General features: G+C 52.3%; 12 protein-coding genes. 7 read left to right on the top strand and 5 right to left on the bottom strand.

What is annotated here, in order from left to right; translation table 11 throughout:
* Positions 1-73 precede the first annotated feature (73 nt).
* Positions 74-2,026 carry a TonB-dependent receptor domain-containing protein gene (locus tag BZG72_RS07400; RefSeq protein WP_077638563.1) on the top strand — a complete coding sequence of 651 codons (1,953 nt, stop codon included), beginning with the start codon at positions 74-76 and terminating at the stop codon, positions 2,024-2,026.
* A gap of 105 nt (positions 2,027-2,131) precedes the next feature.
* On the opposite strand, the gene lptG is transcribed toward BZG72_RS07400, so the two are convergent.
* Together lptG and lptF are read right to left on the bottom strand one after the other, a co-directional pair.
* On the bottom strand, positions 2,132-3,205 hold the full coding sequence (gene lptG, locus BZG72_RS07395) for an LPS export ABC transporter permease LptG (protein WP_046073953.1): 1,074 nt from the start codon (positions 3,203-3,205) through the stop codon (positions 2,132-2,134).
* Positions 3,205-4,305, bottom strand: a complete 1,101-nt coding sequence (lptF, locus tag BZG72_RS07390; protein ID WP_046073952.1) for an LPS export ABC transporter permease LptF — start codon at positions 4,303-4,305, stop codon at positions 3,205-3,207. The genes lptG and lptF overlap by 1 nt, the downstream gene beginning before the upstream one ends.
* A 191-nt stretch (positions 4,306-4,496) precedes the next feature.
* On the opposite strand from lptF, the gene pepA reads away from it, so the two are divergent.
* From pepA to BZG72_RS07370, 4 genes are all read left to right on the top strand, one after another.
* Positions 4,497-6,008, top strand: a complete 1,512-nt coding sequence (pepA, locus tag BZG72_RS07385; protein ID WP_077606071.1) for a leucyl aminopeptidase — start codon at positions 4,497-4,499, stop codon at positions 6,006-6,008.
* A 151-nt stretch (positions 6,009-6,159) separates the two neighbouring features.
* Entirely contained in the window at positions 6,160-6,690 is a 531-nt protein-coding gene (locus BZG72_RS07380) for a DNA polymerase III subunit chi (RefSeq protein ID WP_077666471.1), read from the top strand.
* Between the two features lie 18 nt (positions 6,691-6,708).
* Positions 6,709-9,567, top strand: a complete 2,859-nt coding sequence (locus BZG72_RS07375) for a valine--tRNA ligase (protein WP_077666470.1) — start codon at positions 6,709-6,711, stop codon at positions 9,565-9,567.
* Between the two features lie 233 nt (positions 9,568-9,800).
* The gene (locus BZG72_RS07370) at positions 9,801-10,184 is read left to right on the top strand and encodes a DUF2061 domain-containing protein (protein WP_077666469.1); all 384 of its coding nucleotides are present in this window, start codon (positions 9,801-9,803) and stop codon (positions 10,182-10,184) included.
* 63 nt (positions 10,185-10,247) lie between these two features.
* Here the strand turns inward: BZG72_RS07370 and BZG72_RS07365 are convergent, their stop codons facing one another.
* Positions 10,248-11,249 (bottom strand): M48 family metallopeptidase, encoded by a 1,002-nt coding sequence (locus tag BZG72_RS07365; protein ID WP_077666468.1) that lies wholly within the window; start codon positions 11,247-11,249, stop codon positions 10,248-10,250.
* A complete protein-coding gene (locus BZG72_RS07360; protein ID WP_077666467.1) occupies positions 11,246-12,376 on the bottom strand; it encodes a YjgN family protein in 1,131 nt (376 codons plus the stop codon). The genes BZG72_RS07365 and BZG72_RS07360 overlap by 4 nt, the downstream gene beginning before the upstream one ends.
* A gap of 296 nt (positions 12,377-12,672) precedes the next feature.
* Here BZG72_RS07360 and BZG72_RS07355 point away from each other — a divergent pair, with 296 nt between their 5' ends.
* A complete protein-coding gene (locus BZG72_RS07355) occupies positions 12,673-13,197 on the top strand; it encodes a GNAT family N-acetyltransferase (protein ID WP_077638567.1) in 525 nt (174 codons plus the stop codon).
* A 69-nt stretch (positions 13,198-13,266) separates the two neighbouring features.
* On the opposite strand, the gene rraB is transcribed toward BZG72_RS07355, so the two are convergent.
* Positions 13,267-13,647: a ribonuclease E inhibitor RraB gene (gene rraB, locus BZG72_RS07350; RefSeq protein ID WP_077578682.1), complete on the bottom strand. Its 381-nt coding sequence runs from the start codon at positions 13,645-13,647 to the stop codon at positions 13,267-13,269.
* A gap of 327 nt (positions 13,648-13,974) precedes the next feature.
* Here rraB and arcA point away from each other — a divergent pair, with 327 nt between their 5' ends.
* The gene (gene arcA, locus BZG72_RS07345) at positions 13,975-15,195 is read left to right on the top strand and encodes an arginine deiminase (RefSeq protein ID WP_077578681.1); all 1,221 of its coding nucleotides are present in this window, start codon (positions 13,975-13,977) and stop codon (positions 15,193-15,195) included.
* Positions 15,196-15,422: the final 227 nt, after the last annotated feature.

Here is a 15,422-nt window from a genome sequence, read left to right as displayed (position 1 = left end):
GATAGTGAATCCTATTTACGCCTGATATAGTCCCGCCACAAACAAATGAGAACTATTTGCATAGGAGTATGACATGCATTTACGTTTAAACCCGCTTACCCTTGCTCTCATCACGGCAGGCACGCTAAGCCTCCCCACACACGCCCAAGACGCACAGCCCGTGGAAACGGTGACGGTCACCGCCGATAGCCTACAGGGCAAGATGGCGGTCAGTGCTGAAGAGCTAGAAGCCCGTCAGGCACAAGATCTGGAAGACATGTTTCGCGACAACGCCAGCATCAACGTCGGTGGTGGCGTAGGTGCCGGACAGAAGGTCTATCTACGGGGTGTTGAAGACACTAACCTCAACATCACCGTCGATGGTGCCGCACAAGGGGGTTACTTATTCCACCACCAAGGACGTTTAAGTATTGAGCCCGAGCTTCTCAAGCGAGTCGGGGTCGAGTCAGGTCCAGCGAGTGCCGACAGTGGCCCCGGCGCGCTGGGCGGCAGTGTACGTTTTGAAACCAAAGACGCACAAGATATGCTGCGCGCCGGCCAAACTATCGGTGCCCGACTTTCAGGTGGTCTTGAAAGTGCAGCCAATGCCACCTCTGGCAGCTCTGCCGTCTATGGTCGCTTGGGAGAGTCGCTCGGTATTCTTGCCTACATGAAAGGCCGTAATAGTGATGACTATCGCCACGGCGGCGGCGATCTGCAGCCGGCAACGGCGAGCCAACAACGTAGCTACCTAGTTAAGTTATCACTGTTAAATCACGGCGATCACGATGTCCGTGTCAGTGCCGAGCGTCGTACCGATCAGGGCGATTACTTTGTCCGTGCTCATATGCCCTACTTCAGCCGCCAGTCTCGCAGCTATCAAGAGACCGAGCGCGAAACCCTCTCTTTTCAACATCGCTGGGCACCGGATTCTGACTGGATTGAATTGACCACCAAGTTGTATCAAAACACCTTAGATCTGGATCGGATTGAAAGCGAAACCTTTAGCCGGGCCCGTCAAATCGGCGGCGATATTCGTAACCAAATGCGCTTTGATACCGGCGCGGTACAACATGCGCTCACCGCGGGTATCGATATGTTCGAGCAAAAAACCGAAAACCTCGATTACGATGAAGCCAGCGGCGCTAATAACCAAGATAAAGCGCGCAATATCGGCCTGTTTTTACAAGATAGAATGACAGTCGGCGATCTTGGCATTGCATGGGGCGCACGCTTTGATGACTACCACACCGATTATGGCCAAGCGGGCGAAGTCGATGGCAGTGAGGTTTCACCTAACGTGCAACTGAGCTATCAAGCGACGGACAACCTACGCCTCCATGCTGGCTACGGTGAAGCCGTGCGCGGTGCCAAAACGCGGGAAGTGTTGCTGATTGGCGGTGCCGTTGAAGTAGATAAAGATTTACAGCCCGAGCACGCTAAACAAGCTGAAATCGGTGTTGAGTGGCAAGGCTATGGCATGTTGACCAAGCAAGACACCCTGAATCTGGCGGTCACCGGCTTTAATACCCGCATAGAAAACTTCCAGGCGTATGATCGCGGCAGCGACCCGCACTACCTTTACAACCTCGAGGATGAGGTCACGAGCCAAGGTATCGAGGCGCGCGTGGGTTGGGCGCTCAATCAGTTCGATACGCAGCTTAGCTATAGCCATGTCAACATGGAAGATGAAAACGGCGATCCTCTAGGCGACGAAATGGCAGTCGGCGCATCAGTCGGTAATACTTGGGTGTGGGATACGCAATATCAATTGGTCGATACGGATGTCAGCTTAGGTTATACCCTGACAGGCGTTGAGCGCTTAACTGATGTGCAAGACGGCGATCACGAGAAGCCTGGCTATGTAGTGCATGATGTACGCGCGCAGTGGCAGCCAGCGGCCTACCAAGGGCTCACGGTTTCATTGGCGGTCAACAACCTGCTCGACAAGGAATACAGCGAGCACAGCTCGTTCACCTTAAGCAGCGGCAGTAGCATGCCTGAGCCAGGACGAGACCTACGTTTAGGCATGAGCTACAGCTTCTAAGCATTGACTCTCCTATCCGTGATACACAAAGGGCCGACAGCATGTCGGCCCTTTTTAGATCCTTTTCGATGGCTCACTGCCAAGCGATAATTTGCACCTGACCAGTTACAGTTTACGCCGGAGCAGCAGTAAGGTGATCACTAAGAAAATCACACTTGGGGTAATGGCACCAATCGCTGGCGGTAATTTGTATACCAAGCTCATTGGCCCAAAGACCTCATTGGCAATATAAAAGCCAAAGCCAAAAATCACCCCAGAGAGCACGCGTGCCCCCATGGTAACGCTCCGCAGTGGGCCAAACACAAAGCTGAGCGCCAGCAACATCATGACCGCAATCGACAAGGGTTGGACGGCTTTTCGCCATAAGGCGAGTTCATAGCGTGAGGCATCTTGCTGAGAAGCTCGTAAGTAAGTCACATAACTGTACAAGCCTGATAAGGATAACTCCTCGGGTTTTACCGTCACGACCGCCAGCTTGTCTGGCGTGAGGGTGGTTTTCCACACCAGTTGATCTTGCTGCACGTTAGAAATCGCTTCGCGCTTTTGCATCCGAGTAATGGTGACGTCTTTGAGCATCCAGCTATCTTGGTTGAGATAATCGGCACTTTCAGCAAACACCACATTGGTCATGTTTTGCTGATCGTCAAACTTCCAGATGCTCACACCCGTGAGATTATCTTGCTCATCGGCACGAGCGATATAAATAAAGTCATTGCCGTCTTTCGCCCATACGCCGCGCCGTACCGACATCACATTGCCGCCTGATTTAGCGATGGCACGTAACTCACGCGCGGCTTTTTGCGCATCGGGCGCGCCCCATTGGCCCAGCACCATCACGATTAGCATCAAGGGAATCGCCGTTTTGAGCACCGACATGCCAATCTGCAGTTTAGAGATCCCCGCTGCCTGCATCACCACCAGCTCGGAGCTGGATGCCAGCATCCCCAAGCCAATCAAGGCGCCCAGCAATACGGCCATCGGGAAGAACATTTCAATATCGCGCGGCATGCTCAATGCCACGTATAAAATCGCCTTGCCCATGGTGTAAGTACCATCTCCCACCGAGCGCAGCTGCTCAACAAATTTAATGATGGCTGATAATCCCACCAGTGTCGCCAAGCACAAGGAGGAGGTGCCAATCAGGGTGCGACCAATATACCAATCAAGAATGCGAAACATCAGGCAGATCCTTTTACGCTAGCTTTGAGTTTTCGCACCGGTAGCGAGTCCCAACCGGCAAGCACGACGGCCAATAACAAGGCGGCGACATTAACACTCCAAAGCCCAATTTGTGCCGGGAGATCGCCGTCTTCGACCGCTGATTTAGCCGCACTGATCGACAAAAAGTACGCCAAGTAAATCAAAATAGCGGGGAAGAGCTTGGCAAATCGTCCCTGACGCGGATTCACCGCCGACAATGGCACCACAATCATGGTCATCAATGGAATACACAGTACCAAGGAAATACGCCACTGTAGCTCAGCGCGTGCTTTCAAGCTCGACTCACCAAACAGCTGCAAGGTAGGCACCGCGTCCCAATCGCGGCTTTTCTCGCGCACCTCGCGTTGACCAATTAAGACCTGATAGTTCTCGTAGGTGGTCACGCCATAGTTAAGCTGGGTCGGCAGCCCCTCAGTACGGGTGCCATCGACCAAGTCCAGTACTTGGCGGCCATCGTCGAGCTCAGAAACATAGCCTTTATCCGCCACCACCACGTTGGGCAACAAGGAGTCACGCGGCACGGGCTGGGCAACAAATACCTGATTCAGGGTTTGGCCATCATCTTCAATATTATCAACAAAAATCACCGCCTCGCCCGAGGGGGCGCTTTGAAACTGTCCTTGCACCAGCAACTCAAGCCCTGATTTAGCTTCCAGCTGCTCCATGACTTCTAACTCTTGGTTATTGGCCCACGGTGTTAGCCAGAGTGCGTTAAAAGCGGCCACCGAGCCGGTAATGATGGCCAAGTAAAGCGCCGCGCGGATCAGAAACTCATTGCCGATCCCGGTGGCATTCATCACGGTGATCTCACTCTCAGCATACAGACGACCAAAAGTGATCAAGATCCCGATATACAAACTAAGCGGCAACATCAACATTGCCATGGACGGCATGTACAAACCCACTAAGGTAATAATTTGATCACTGGGGATCGATCCTTCTGTGGCATTGGCCAGCACACGGATGAACTTTTGGCTGAAAAAGACCAGAAATAACACAAATAAGACTGCAACTTGCGTCTTAACCGTCTCCCGGATCAAATATCGAACAATTATCAAAGCGAAGGCACCTATGGAAAACTTGTTTTTTTACTCGAATAACTATAGTTTCTGGTTTAATTAGTTGTTTTCTAATCTTTCGGCCATTTGTTGACCGCCGGCTAATCCGGGCGCATTTAGAGCGTTCAACAACATAGAGGCGGCATTATCCAACATTTGGTCTCAATTGTCTTTAGGATCTAGGAGTACAAATGGAGTTCAGTGTAAAGAGCGGTAGCCCCGAAAAGCAACGCAGTGCCTGTATTGTCGTCGGTGTGTTTGAGCCTCGTCGCCTCTCCCCTGTGGCCGAGCAGCTTGATAAAATCAGCGACGGCTACATCAGCGCCCTGCTGCGCCGCGGTGATCTGGAAGGTAAACCCGGCCAAGTGCTCCTGCTGCACCATGTCCCGAATGTCCTATCAGAGCGCGTATTGTTGGTCGGCTGCGGCAAAGAGCGTGAGCTCGGTGAACGTCAGTATAAAGAAATTATCAAGAAAACCATCAGCACCCTCAATGAAACCGGTTCAATGGAAGCGGTCTGCTTCTTAACCGAGCTGCATGTTAAAGGCCGTGACACTTATTGGAAGGTGCGCCAAGCGGTTGAAAGCACCAGAGACAGCCTGTACACCTTTAACCAATTCAAAAGCGTTAAGCCAGAAATTCGCCGCCCACTGCGCAAAATGGTGTTCAACGTGCCAACGCGTCGTGAGCTGAACCTGGGTGAGCGCGCCATCGCGCACGGATTGGCGGTTGCCTCTGGCGTTAACGCCTGTAAAGACTTGGGCAACATGCCACCGAACGTGGCCAACCCGGCATACCTTGCCTCGCAAGCGCGTCGCCTTGCCGACGATTATGAAACGGTCACAACCCGTATCATCGGCGAGCAAGAAATGGAAAAACTGGGCATGCATTCGTACTTGGCGGTTGGCCGAGGCTCAAAAAATGAGTCGATGATGTCGATCATGGAGTACAAAAATAACCCTGACCCAGACGCCAAACCGATTGTATTGGTGGGTAAAGGCCTAACTTTTGACTCGGGCGGCATTTCCATCAAGCCTGGCGCCAACATGGACGAAATGAAGTACGACATGGGTGGCGCTGCCTCCGTGTTTGGGGTAATGCGCGCGCTGGCCGAGCTCAACCTACCGATTAACGTTGTTGGGGTGCTGGCAGGCTGCGAAAACATGCCAGACGGCCAAGCCTATCGTCCGGGTGATATTCTCACCACCATGTCAGGCCAGACAGTAGAAGTGCTCAACACCGACGCCGAAGGCCGCTTGGTACTGTGTGACGCCCTCACCTATGTCGAGCGTTATGAGCCAGAGTGTGTGATCGATGTGGCGACCTTAACGGGCGCGTGCATCATGGCCTTGAGCCACCACATCAGCGCCTTGATTGCCAACCAAAACCCATTGGCGCACGATATTATTAACGCCTCAGAGCAAGCCGGTGACCGAGCGTGGCGTCTGCCAATGACTGACGAGTTCCAAGAGCAGCTCGACAGCCCGTTTGCCGATATGGCCAATATTGGCGGTAAAGGTGGCGGCACCATCACCGCCGGGTGCTTCTTGTCACGCTTTGCCAAGAAATACAACTGGGCGCACCTGGATATCGCGGGTACCGCATGGAAAAGCGGCGGTAAAGAAAAAGGCTCAACCGGCCGCCCCGTGCCATTGTTGGTGCAATTCCTACTTAACCGCTCTGGCCTAGAAGTGGAAGAGTAACGAACACAAGGAGGCCAACCGGCCTCCTTTTTTTGTTCACGCTTTATTCAATACTGGTGTCAGTGCGCACAATCGGCTATGTTGTTGGGCTCGCGCTACCCGGACACCCTGCTTTTGGGACGGAGGCCGTTTCTCATATTTAGGAGCGTATATGCCCACCGCCACCTTTTATTTGCTATCGCCGACTGATTCAGCCGACGATACCGAACGCCCGGGGCTAACACCCGAACAGCAAGCGCGTGAAAGCAAAGACAGTGACACGCAACAACGTGACATACAAATCATAGTAGCAACCGCTATCGAACTGGCTTTTTACTACTATCAACAAGGGCAACGCATTTACCTGGCCGCGCACGACCAAGCCCAAGCGCATCAACTCGATGATCTACTGTGGCAACGTGACCCGGATGTATTTTTGCCCCATAACTTGGTCGGTGAAGGGCCGCGAGGCGGCGCACCGGTGGAAATCGGCTGGCCTGGCGTACGTCATACGGGTCATCGCAGCGTGCTTATCAATTTGGCGACAGAGCCATCAAATTTTGCGCCTTCGTTTGCACAAGTGGTAGACTTCGTCCCTTGCGATGAGACGCTCAAACAGCACGCGCGTCACCGATATAAAGCATACCGACTGGCAGGCCTGCAACTTCATACCCTGGCCATCGACCAATCGCCCAAACCTTGACGATCTTTCAAGAGCGCTATGGAAAAGACATATAATCCACAATCAATCGAAAAAGCGCTGTATCAGCGCTGGGAAGAGGAAGGCTATTTCCGACCTCATGGTGATACCAGCAAAGATGCATTCAGCATCATGATCCCGCCTCCAAACGTGACCGGTAGCCTGCATATGGGCCACGCGTTCCAGGATACCATTATGGATACCCTGACCCGTGCCGCACGGATGAAGGGCAAAAATACCCTATGGCAAGTGGGAACGGACCACGCCGGTATCGCGACGCAGATGGTCGTGGAGCGCAAGATCGCCGCCGAAGAAGGCAAAACCAAACACGATTACGGTCGTGAGGCCTTTGTTGACAAAATTTGGCAATGGAAAGGCGAATCTGGTGGCACCATTACTCAACAATTGCGCCGCCTAGGGGCCTCTGTCGACTGGGATCGCGAACGCTTCACCATGGATGAAGGCTTTTCCAATGCCGTCAAAGAAGTGTTTGTTCGCCTGCACCAAGAAGACTTGATTTACCGCGGTAAACGCCTGGTGAACTGGGATCCTAAGCTGCACACGGCCATTTCTGACTTAGAAGTGGAAAACAAAGATAAGAAAGGCCACATGTGGCATTTCCGTTATCCACTTGCTGATGGCGCCCAAACTGCCGAAGGCAAAGACTACATCGTGGTGGCCACCACCCGTCCAGAAACCATGCTGGGCGATACCGGTGTTGCGGTCAACCCAGAAGACCCGCGCTATAAAGACCTGATTGGCAAGCACGTATTGCTGCCAGTGGTCAATCGTCGCATCCCAATTGTGGGCGATGAGCACGCCGACATGGAAAAAGGCACCGGCTGTGTGAAAATCACCCCCGCGCACGACTTTAACGACTACGAAGTCGGCCAGCGCCACCAGCTACCGATGATCAACATCCTGACCTTGAACGCGGACATTCGCGATCAGGCTGAAGTGTTTGACCATAAAGGCCAGCCAAGTGATGCTTTCGATAGTGCCCTGCCAGAAAACTACCAAGGTCTGGAGCGTTTTGCCGCACGTAAAGCGATCGTGGCCGAATTTGATGCGCTGGGCTTATTGGATGAAATTAAAGATCACGATCTGACCGTGCCGTATGGCGATCGCGGCGGCGTAGTGATTGAGCCAATGCTGACCGACCAGTGGTATGTGCGCACCGCGCCATTAGCAGAGCCGGCGGTAAAAGCTGTTGAAGACGGCGATATCCAATTTGTGCCTAAGCAGTACGAGAACATGTACTTCGCGTGGATGCGTGATGTGCAAGATTGGTGTATTTCACGTCAGCTTTGGTGGGGTCACCGCATTCCTGCGTGGTACGACGATCAAGGCAATGTCTATGTGGGCCGTGACGAAGACGAAGTGCGTCGCGATAACCAGATTGGCGACGACGTCGCGCTACGCCAAGACGAAGACGTGTTGGATACTTGGTTCTCCTCCGCGCTTTGGACGTTCGGCACCCTAGGCTGGCCAGAAAATACCGATGCACTGAAAACCTTCCACCCCACCGATGTGTTGGTATCAGGCTTTGATATCATTTTCTTCTGGGTGGCGCGCATGATTATGATGACCATGCACTTCATCAAAGATGAAAACGGCAAGCCACAAGTGCCGTTTAAGACCATTTACATGACCGGTCTTATCCGCGATGAAAGTGGCGCCAAGATGTCAAAATCCAAGGGTAACGTACTCGACCCGCTCGATATGATTGACGGCATCAGTGTTGATGACTTGGTTGCCAAACGCACCGGCAACATGATGCAGCCGAAGCTGGCAGAAAAGATTGAAAAGGCGACCCGTAAAACCTTCGAGAATGGCATCGAGGCCCACGGCACCGACGCACTGCGCTTTACCCTCGCGGCATTGGCCTCAACCGGCCGTGACATCAACTGGGATATGAAGCGCCTTGAAGGGTATCGCAACTTCTGTAACAAGCTGTGGAACGCCAGCCGTTACGTGCTGATGAACACCGAAGAGCAAGATTGCGGCATGAGCGGCGGCGAGATGCAGTTCTCACTGGCCGATCAGTGGATCGAGTCTCAGTTCCAGCAAGCGGCGAAAGACTTCAATACTCACCTCGACAACTATCGTCTCGATATGGCGGCCGGTGTCTTGTATGAGTTTATCTGGCACCAGTTCTGTGACTGGTACTTAGAGCTCACCAAGCCCGTACTGTGGAAAGGTGACGACGCACAGCAACGTGCGACCCGTTTCACCCTGATCACCGTCTTGGAAAAAACCTTGCGTCTAGCGCACCCTGTGATCCCTTACATCACGGAAGCGATTTGGCAGAGCGTCAAACCACTGGTTGACGGTGTCGACGGCGACACCATTATGAACCAGCCGTTGCCGCAATTTGATGCCAGCCGTGTTAACGCGCAAGCCTCAGAAGACATTGAATGGGTGAAGCAGTTTATTGTCAGCATCCGTAACCTGCGCGCAGAATACGACATTGCGCCAAGCCAGCCGCTTGAAGTGATGCTAAAAGCCGCGGATAGCCGTGATGCTGAGCGTGCCACCCGCAACCGCACCACCTTGAATGCCTTGGCAAAACTCGGCAACTTCACCGTGCTTGACGGTAGCGAAACCTTGCCTGCGTGTGCCTCTGCGTTGGTCGGCAGCTCGGAGATCTTGATCCCGATGGCGGGCTTGATTGATAAAGACGCCGAGTTAGCACGTCTGGATAAAGAAATCGCCAGAGTCGAAGGTGAAATCAAGCGTGTTGAAGGCAAGCTGGGCAACGAAAGTTTCGTCGCCAAAGCACCTGAAGCCGTGGTGGCGAAAGAGCGTGAAAAGCTCGACGGCTACCGTGAGAGCCTCACCAAGCTTGGCGAGCAAAAAGCGACGATCGCCGCGCTATAATCCTCGGCTCACTCAGCCTATCAAGCCACACCGCTCGGTGTGGCTTTTTTTATATCCCACCTCAGCGCAACCTTGGCTTGGTCAGCTTTTAAACGCTTGTTATCCCTAGCACTGATCGCCGTTGATAGCTCTGCTCTATTTAAAAGATAGTGAGAACCGTTTTTATTTATCGACAAAGACACGACATACTGTCAGTGTTGATTAAACGCGTGTTGCCAATAAGGAGCTACACCATGAAGAAGACACTCAGTTTTGCGGCTATCCACTTTTCTATCGCCTTTACCGTCGCCTATGTGCTAACGGGCGATATCATCATTGGCAGCCTGATTGCGATGACCGAGCCCACCGTCAATACTGGCGCGTTTTATCTTCATGAAAAACTCTGGCAGCTTAGCCGCCAAGCGCGCCCAGCGGTCAAAACGGCCAGCTTTGCGGTGATACACTTTAACGTTGCCTTTTTGGTGGGCTATTTAATCAGTGGCGATTGGCTAGTCGGTGGCGCACTGGCGCTGGTTGAGCCGAGCATCAACACCTTGGCGTACTTCTTCCATGAAAAGGTGTGGCAGCGTCGCCATTCGGTAAAACCGGCACCGCTTCACTTGGGGCATCATCATTAAAAAAACCACCGGCACGCTGAAGGTGCTGATGGTTTTTTATTGTTTACGCTTGCTCACGAGCATTTAACGCGCGTTTTCAATCGCCTCAATCCGCGCTTTCATGCCAGGGTGCGTACTTAACCACTCTAGCTGTTTACCCGTATTATTTGCCTCACCGAGCCGCTCAAACATCACCTTCATCGCATTCGCATTCCCATAGATAGCCGTCATATGTTGCTGGGCATACGCATCGGCTTCTCGCTCATCGTCGCGTGAGTAGCCTTGCGTCAGCAAAAACACGCCACCTCCCAATAAGTTGTCAGCTAACCCCGTGCTTTCACCGGTTAGCAAGGCAACGGTGGTCGAGATCAGGGCGGCACGCACCAGGGACTTCAGCGAGTGTTGGTATGCCAAATGCCCCACCTCGTGCAACAAGATGCTATTCAGTTGTGCGGGGGTATCCGCTAACGCGACAAGCGCATCGGTCACAATAATAGTGCCATCAGAGAGTGCTAACGCATTCGCAGTGCCTTCCCACTGCCGAAACTCGAGCCTTGGCTCAACAGGAAGCGTCGGCAACTGCCCGACCAAAGCGTCAAACTGTTGCTGCACCTGCACTTGCGTTGCCTGACTCAACTCAGTCGGCGCTAGCATATGCTCATCCAAGGTCTCCTGAGTTTGCTGACCAATCTGGCGGGAGACCTCATCAGGCACCCAGGGCACCAAGCTACGACTCAGAGCAGGCAAACCATGGCTAAACAGCAGCACCACCAATAACACTACCACCAGCAAGCTTGCCAGAATCGCTAACTTGTGCTGCTCCAACCAATGCAACCACTTTCCGCGCCGCGAAGGTCCAAGCGCAGTGGCCAGAGACTGACTCTCATCAGGGATGAATGTTTGCCCGTCAGGAAAGGTCAGTACCAATGGCAGATTTCCCACCGGTACCGACACATCCATGTCTGCAAGTGGCCAAGCATGTTCACCCTGCTCAGTGGTGATATACACATGGCGATCAGCCAGCGTTAGCTCAGCATCGAGCTTTGTCGCACTGTGGGGAGGGTGATAGATGCCTCGCCAACTCATCCAATACCTACACCTAAATCAAAGGCATTAGCCACCTCGTCAGCCACGGCATTGTTATTGGTCACCGCCTCGCCTTCAGCGTGCAGCTGAGACAAATCACCGATAACAAAGGTCACATTGGCAAGATAGGCCGCAGTGCGCACTTTTACCCATGGTGTGGCAATACCAATGGTGACAATCAGCAACGCCAAGTTCGTCATCAGTAAGTACAAAAGCCCCCCCACTGTCATGCGAGACGCCAATTGATAGGCAGGGCTATCGCCGATTTCGACTTGACCAAAGAGATAGTTGCGGATCCTAGTACGAATAAAAGCGTTAATAATGATGACCGTCAGCGCTAAGAATAGGTAAGCGCCGATGATTAGTAACTGGAAGCTGCCGCTGCTTGGCGATGTGAAGGCACTGACATCGGTTCCCATCACAATGGCCACTGCGATCCCAGCCACCGCCGAAAGGCCAAACCAAATAAGGCCGGCTTGCAGATAGGTTTTGGCAAATATTTTCCAGCTTACCTCAGCCTTAAATTGTTGATTTCCATAGGTAGTGTGATTGAGGTAATAACGTGCGACTTGCGAGGCAATACATGCATAAGACAAAAAGCCAACCACAATGGCAAGTAAAAGGAGTGTGATGCCTAAGCCAAAATGGCCACCAGTCAGTTGCGAGCCACCAAAGAACGACACCACGCCTATGCTGAGATAGCACAATACCGGCAGCCCCAAGAAAACCAGGTACGCGGTTGACAGTTTGCCCGTAAAGTCGAACCGAACATTACGGTAGCTGGTCATTCTGGCATCAAAGCGCATATTGTTGCGAATTAACCAGGGCATCAAGGCTACCCCTATCGCTAGCAAAGCCAGTGATGCAATGGGGAAAAGCTGATTAGCAATCACCCAAACCAATACACACACCGCTGCGATAATCCGGCCAATCAAAATTTGTTTAGGTRAGGCGTGATAGCCAAAACGATCGCCCGCAATGTCTGTATTACCGTAAAAATATTGATTGGTTCGTACTTTTGCCCATGCCGAGTAAATCCCCAAAGTCACACAAGACAACAATATATTTACAATCCATATGCCGAAGAACTCTTTCCCCTGACCATGAAATTTAACCTGATTTTCCATTCACTTATCTCTTAATCAATAATAAATGCTAATTAACATTACAACGTCCAAAAAAACCGGCAGGAATTATGGCACAAGCTTGAGTGTTTTGGTTAAAAAAATAGACAGAAATACAACCAATATCCCGCAACGGGGGGAGAACAAGAGAGCACTGAAAAAATAACACAAGGCAATCTTAAGAATGAGGCGGAATAATAAAAGACGACCATAAACGCATCTTGCTGCGGCGGCACTCAGTTGTGAAAAGCCATCTGGTGAGGTAATTTATTGATACATATATAATTCGGAGTGTATTCATGGCCCAGGATAGGCCCCAAGATTTACACGAGCCAAGCTCACACGCACCTTTAACCGTGCGTTTAATGACACCAAACGATAACCCGGCGATTGCCGATGTGATTCGTCGCGTCTCTGCCGAGCATGGTCTCAGTGCCGATGCCGGGTTTAGCGTCGCTGATCCCACCCTTGACTGCCTTAGCGAGCAATATACGCACCCGCAAGCGGCCTATTGGGTGATTGAAGCCGATGGGGAGATCCTCGGCGGTGGCGGTATTGCCCCTTTGCCTGGACACGATAGCGTATGCGAGCTGCAAAAAATGTATTTTTTGCCAGCACTGCGAGGCAAAGGGATGGCGAAACAATTAGCTATTCAGGCGATGGAAACAGCCCGTGCATGGGGCTATCAACGCTGTTATCTCGAGACCACCGCCAACCTCACCGCCGCTATTGCCTTGTATCAATCACTCGGCTTTACCCCGTGTGCGCGCATGGGCAACACCGGTCACGATAGCTGTGAAGTCACCATGATAAAGATGCTCTAACCCCACTAGGCACAAAAAAAGCCACGTTAACGTGGCTTTAATCAGTATGCTTTATTCGGCGATCGCGCGTTACTCGCTCTCGGGAGCGTCGTCTTCATCCGATTCGAAGTAAGTGCCCCAGCCGTCGTAATCAATGTTGTGCTTATCCGCTAACGCCACCAACTTTTCAACTTGCTCATCAATGCGCTCAGCATTCAAGGCCGTTTCCATCACTGCATCAAAGCAAACAATAGTGCCGCCCTCTTCCAGCTCAAGCTCTTCAGCCTCGGCCACTTCAAAGCCCATTTTAAAGGCTTCTACCGCCGCATCTTCCAGCGCTTCAAAGGTATCGGCACACAGGTGGTGCTCAATGGTATACAGCGCATCAGGATCACTGCCATCGGCGAGAAGCTCCTCGATGATCATCCGCGTTTCTTGGTGTTGTTGTTCGATAAGTTCAGCCTGTGACATAGACGCGACTCCAGAAAATGAATACGGGCGCAATATGGCACGGTTTAGCAAAAAATGCCACGTTCCATCATAGTGTCACTGATGAGAAAACCGCCAAGTTAATGAAATTTCTGTGACCTTGCTAGTCCGGCGAGATTGTTAGTGATTTGTAACATTGACCTCCCCCGAGAAGGTTGTCATTATTCGAGCATCCAAGGAGGAGATGAGACACGCCCACCCTGTGTAAACGGCCTGCATTCCCACCTAACCGGTGAGTACACCTCCCGTGTGTGCAAAGCGCTGTTTGTCTCATTACCTGGCCCGTATTAAGGAAAAAGAGGACCTACCATGAGTGAGTTTTACGTTGGATCCGAAGTTGGGCAACTGAAGCGTGTACTGCTTCACCGCCCTGAACGAGCGTTGAACCACCTGACGCCATCTAACTGCCATGAACTGCTGTTTGATGATGTATTGGCCGTTGAGCGCGCGGGCGAAGAGCATGATATGTTCGCCCGCACACTGACCGACCAAGGCGTACACGTTTACCTACTTCACGATTTACTGGTCGAAACCCTCGCGGTGCCAGAAGCCAAGCAATGGCTGCTCGACACCCAACTCAATCAATATCGTCTCGGTTATCAGTTCGCCAGTGATGTACGCGCTTATATGGCGGACATTGACCACAACACCCTGGCTGACATTCTACTTGGCGGTTTAAGCTATATCGACTTGCCCGTGCAATCATCCTCGATGATGCAGGCCATGCACGATAAGACCGACTTTGTGATTGAGCCGCTGCCTAACCACCTATTTACCCGCGACACCTCGTGCTGGGTGTATGGCGGCGTATCACTCAACCCCATGGCCAAGTCGGCGCGCCAACGTGAAACCAACCACCTACGTGCCATTTACCGCTGGCACCCTGAATTTGCCGATAACCCGTTTATTAATTACCTCGGCGATGAAGTACGTGACTACGACAACGCCATGATTGAAGGCGGCGATGTGCTAGTTATTGGCCGCGGCGCGGTGTTAATTGGTATGTCCGAGCGCACCACCCCACAAGGGGTTGAGCAGCTGGCACGCAGCCTGCTGTTTAGTGGCCAAGCCAAAGAAGTGATTGCAGTGCAACTGCCGAAAAACCGCTCGTGCATGCACCTAGATACGGTGATGACCCACATGGACGTGCACACCTTCTCGGTTTACCCCACTGTGATGCGTCCCGACTTGCCATGCTGGCGCCTAACCCGCAAAGGCGAAGACAGCCTTAACGTGGAAGCGCAGTCTTGCTACCTCACCGCGATTGAAAAAGCACTCGACGTTGGCCCGCTGAACATCATTACCACCGGCGGTGACAGCTATGCTGCTGAGCGCGAACAATGGAACGATGCCAACAACGTGCTCACGGTCAAACCTGGGGTTGTGATTGGTTATGAAGGCAACACCTACACCAACGAGAAATACGACAAAGCCGGAATCAAGGTGCTCTCGATCCCGGGCGACCAACTAGGTCGTGGCCGCGGTGGCGCGCGTTGTATGAGCTGCCCACTCGAACGCGACGGCATTTAACCTCACGCCTTTTCGCTTTAACGCCCGGCCACTTGGCCGGGCGTTTTTTGCCACTCGCACACTTTGGTACCAAAAGTGACTAATTTCATGCCGCAGTTGCGCCTTTTTTATGAACTCGGCTCACATCACATTATTTTCTAAATAGCATTATTTCTCATTTACGTCGCATGATGGCCTTAGTCAGCATCCGCTGGCGTCAGTTGGAAACACAACTAAAAGGAAACGCG

This window comes from Salinivibrio sp. PR6, from assembly GCF_001995955.1.
GTDB lineage: Bacteria > Pseudomonadota > Gammaproteobacteria > Enterobacterales > Vibrionaceae > Salinivibrio > Salinivibrio siamensis.
The sequence above is the reverse complement of the archived record's forward strand: the minus strand, read 5'-3'. Positions and strand labels throughout refer to the sequence as shown.

Excerpts from the sequence above, each read along its gene's own strand:
- BZG72_RS07370 (WP_077666469.1), top strand. The coding sequence starts at position 9,801 with ATGAAGAAGACACTCAGTTTTGCGGCTATCCACTTTTCTATCGCCTTT.
- rraB (WP_077578682.1), bottom strand. The coding sequence starts at position 13,647 with ATGTCACAGGCTGAACTTATCGAACAACAACACCAAGAAACGCGGATG.
- BZG72_RS07375 (WP_077666470.1), top strand. The coding sequence starts at position 6,709 with ATGGAAAAGACATATAATCCACAATCAATCGAAAAAGCGCTGTATCAG.
- lptG (WP_046073953.1), bottom strand. The coding sequence starts at position 3,205 with ATGTTTCGCATTCTTGATTGGTATATTGGTCGCACCCTGATTGGCACC.
- pepA (WP_077606071.1), top strand. The coding sequence starts at position 4,497 with ATGGAGTTCAGTGTAAAGAGCGGTAGCCCCGAAAAGCAACGCAGTGCC.
- BZG72_RS07355 (WP_077638567.1), top strand. The coding sequence starts at position 12,673 with ATGGCCCAGGATAGGCCCCAAGATTTACACGAGCCAAGCTCACACGCA.
- BZG72_RS07380 (WP_077666471.1), top strand. The coding sequence starts at position 6,160 with ATGCCCACCGCCACCTTTTATTTGCTATCGCCGACTGATTCAGCCGAC.
- BZG72_RS07365 (WP_077666468.1), bottom strand. The coding sequence starts at position 11,249 with ATGAGTTGGCGAGGCATCTATCACCCTCCCCACAGTGCGACAAAGCTC.
- arcA (WP_077578681.1), top strand. The coding sequence starts at position 13,975 with ATGAGTGAGTTTTACGTTGGATCCGAAGTTGGGCAACTGAAGCGTGTA.
- BZG72_RS07400 (WP_077638563.1), top strand. The coding sequence starts at position 74 with ATGCATTTACGTTTAAACCCGCTTACCCTTGCTCTCATCACGGCAGGC.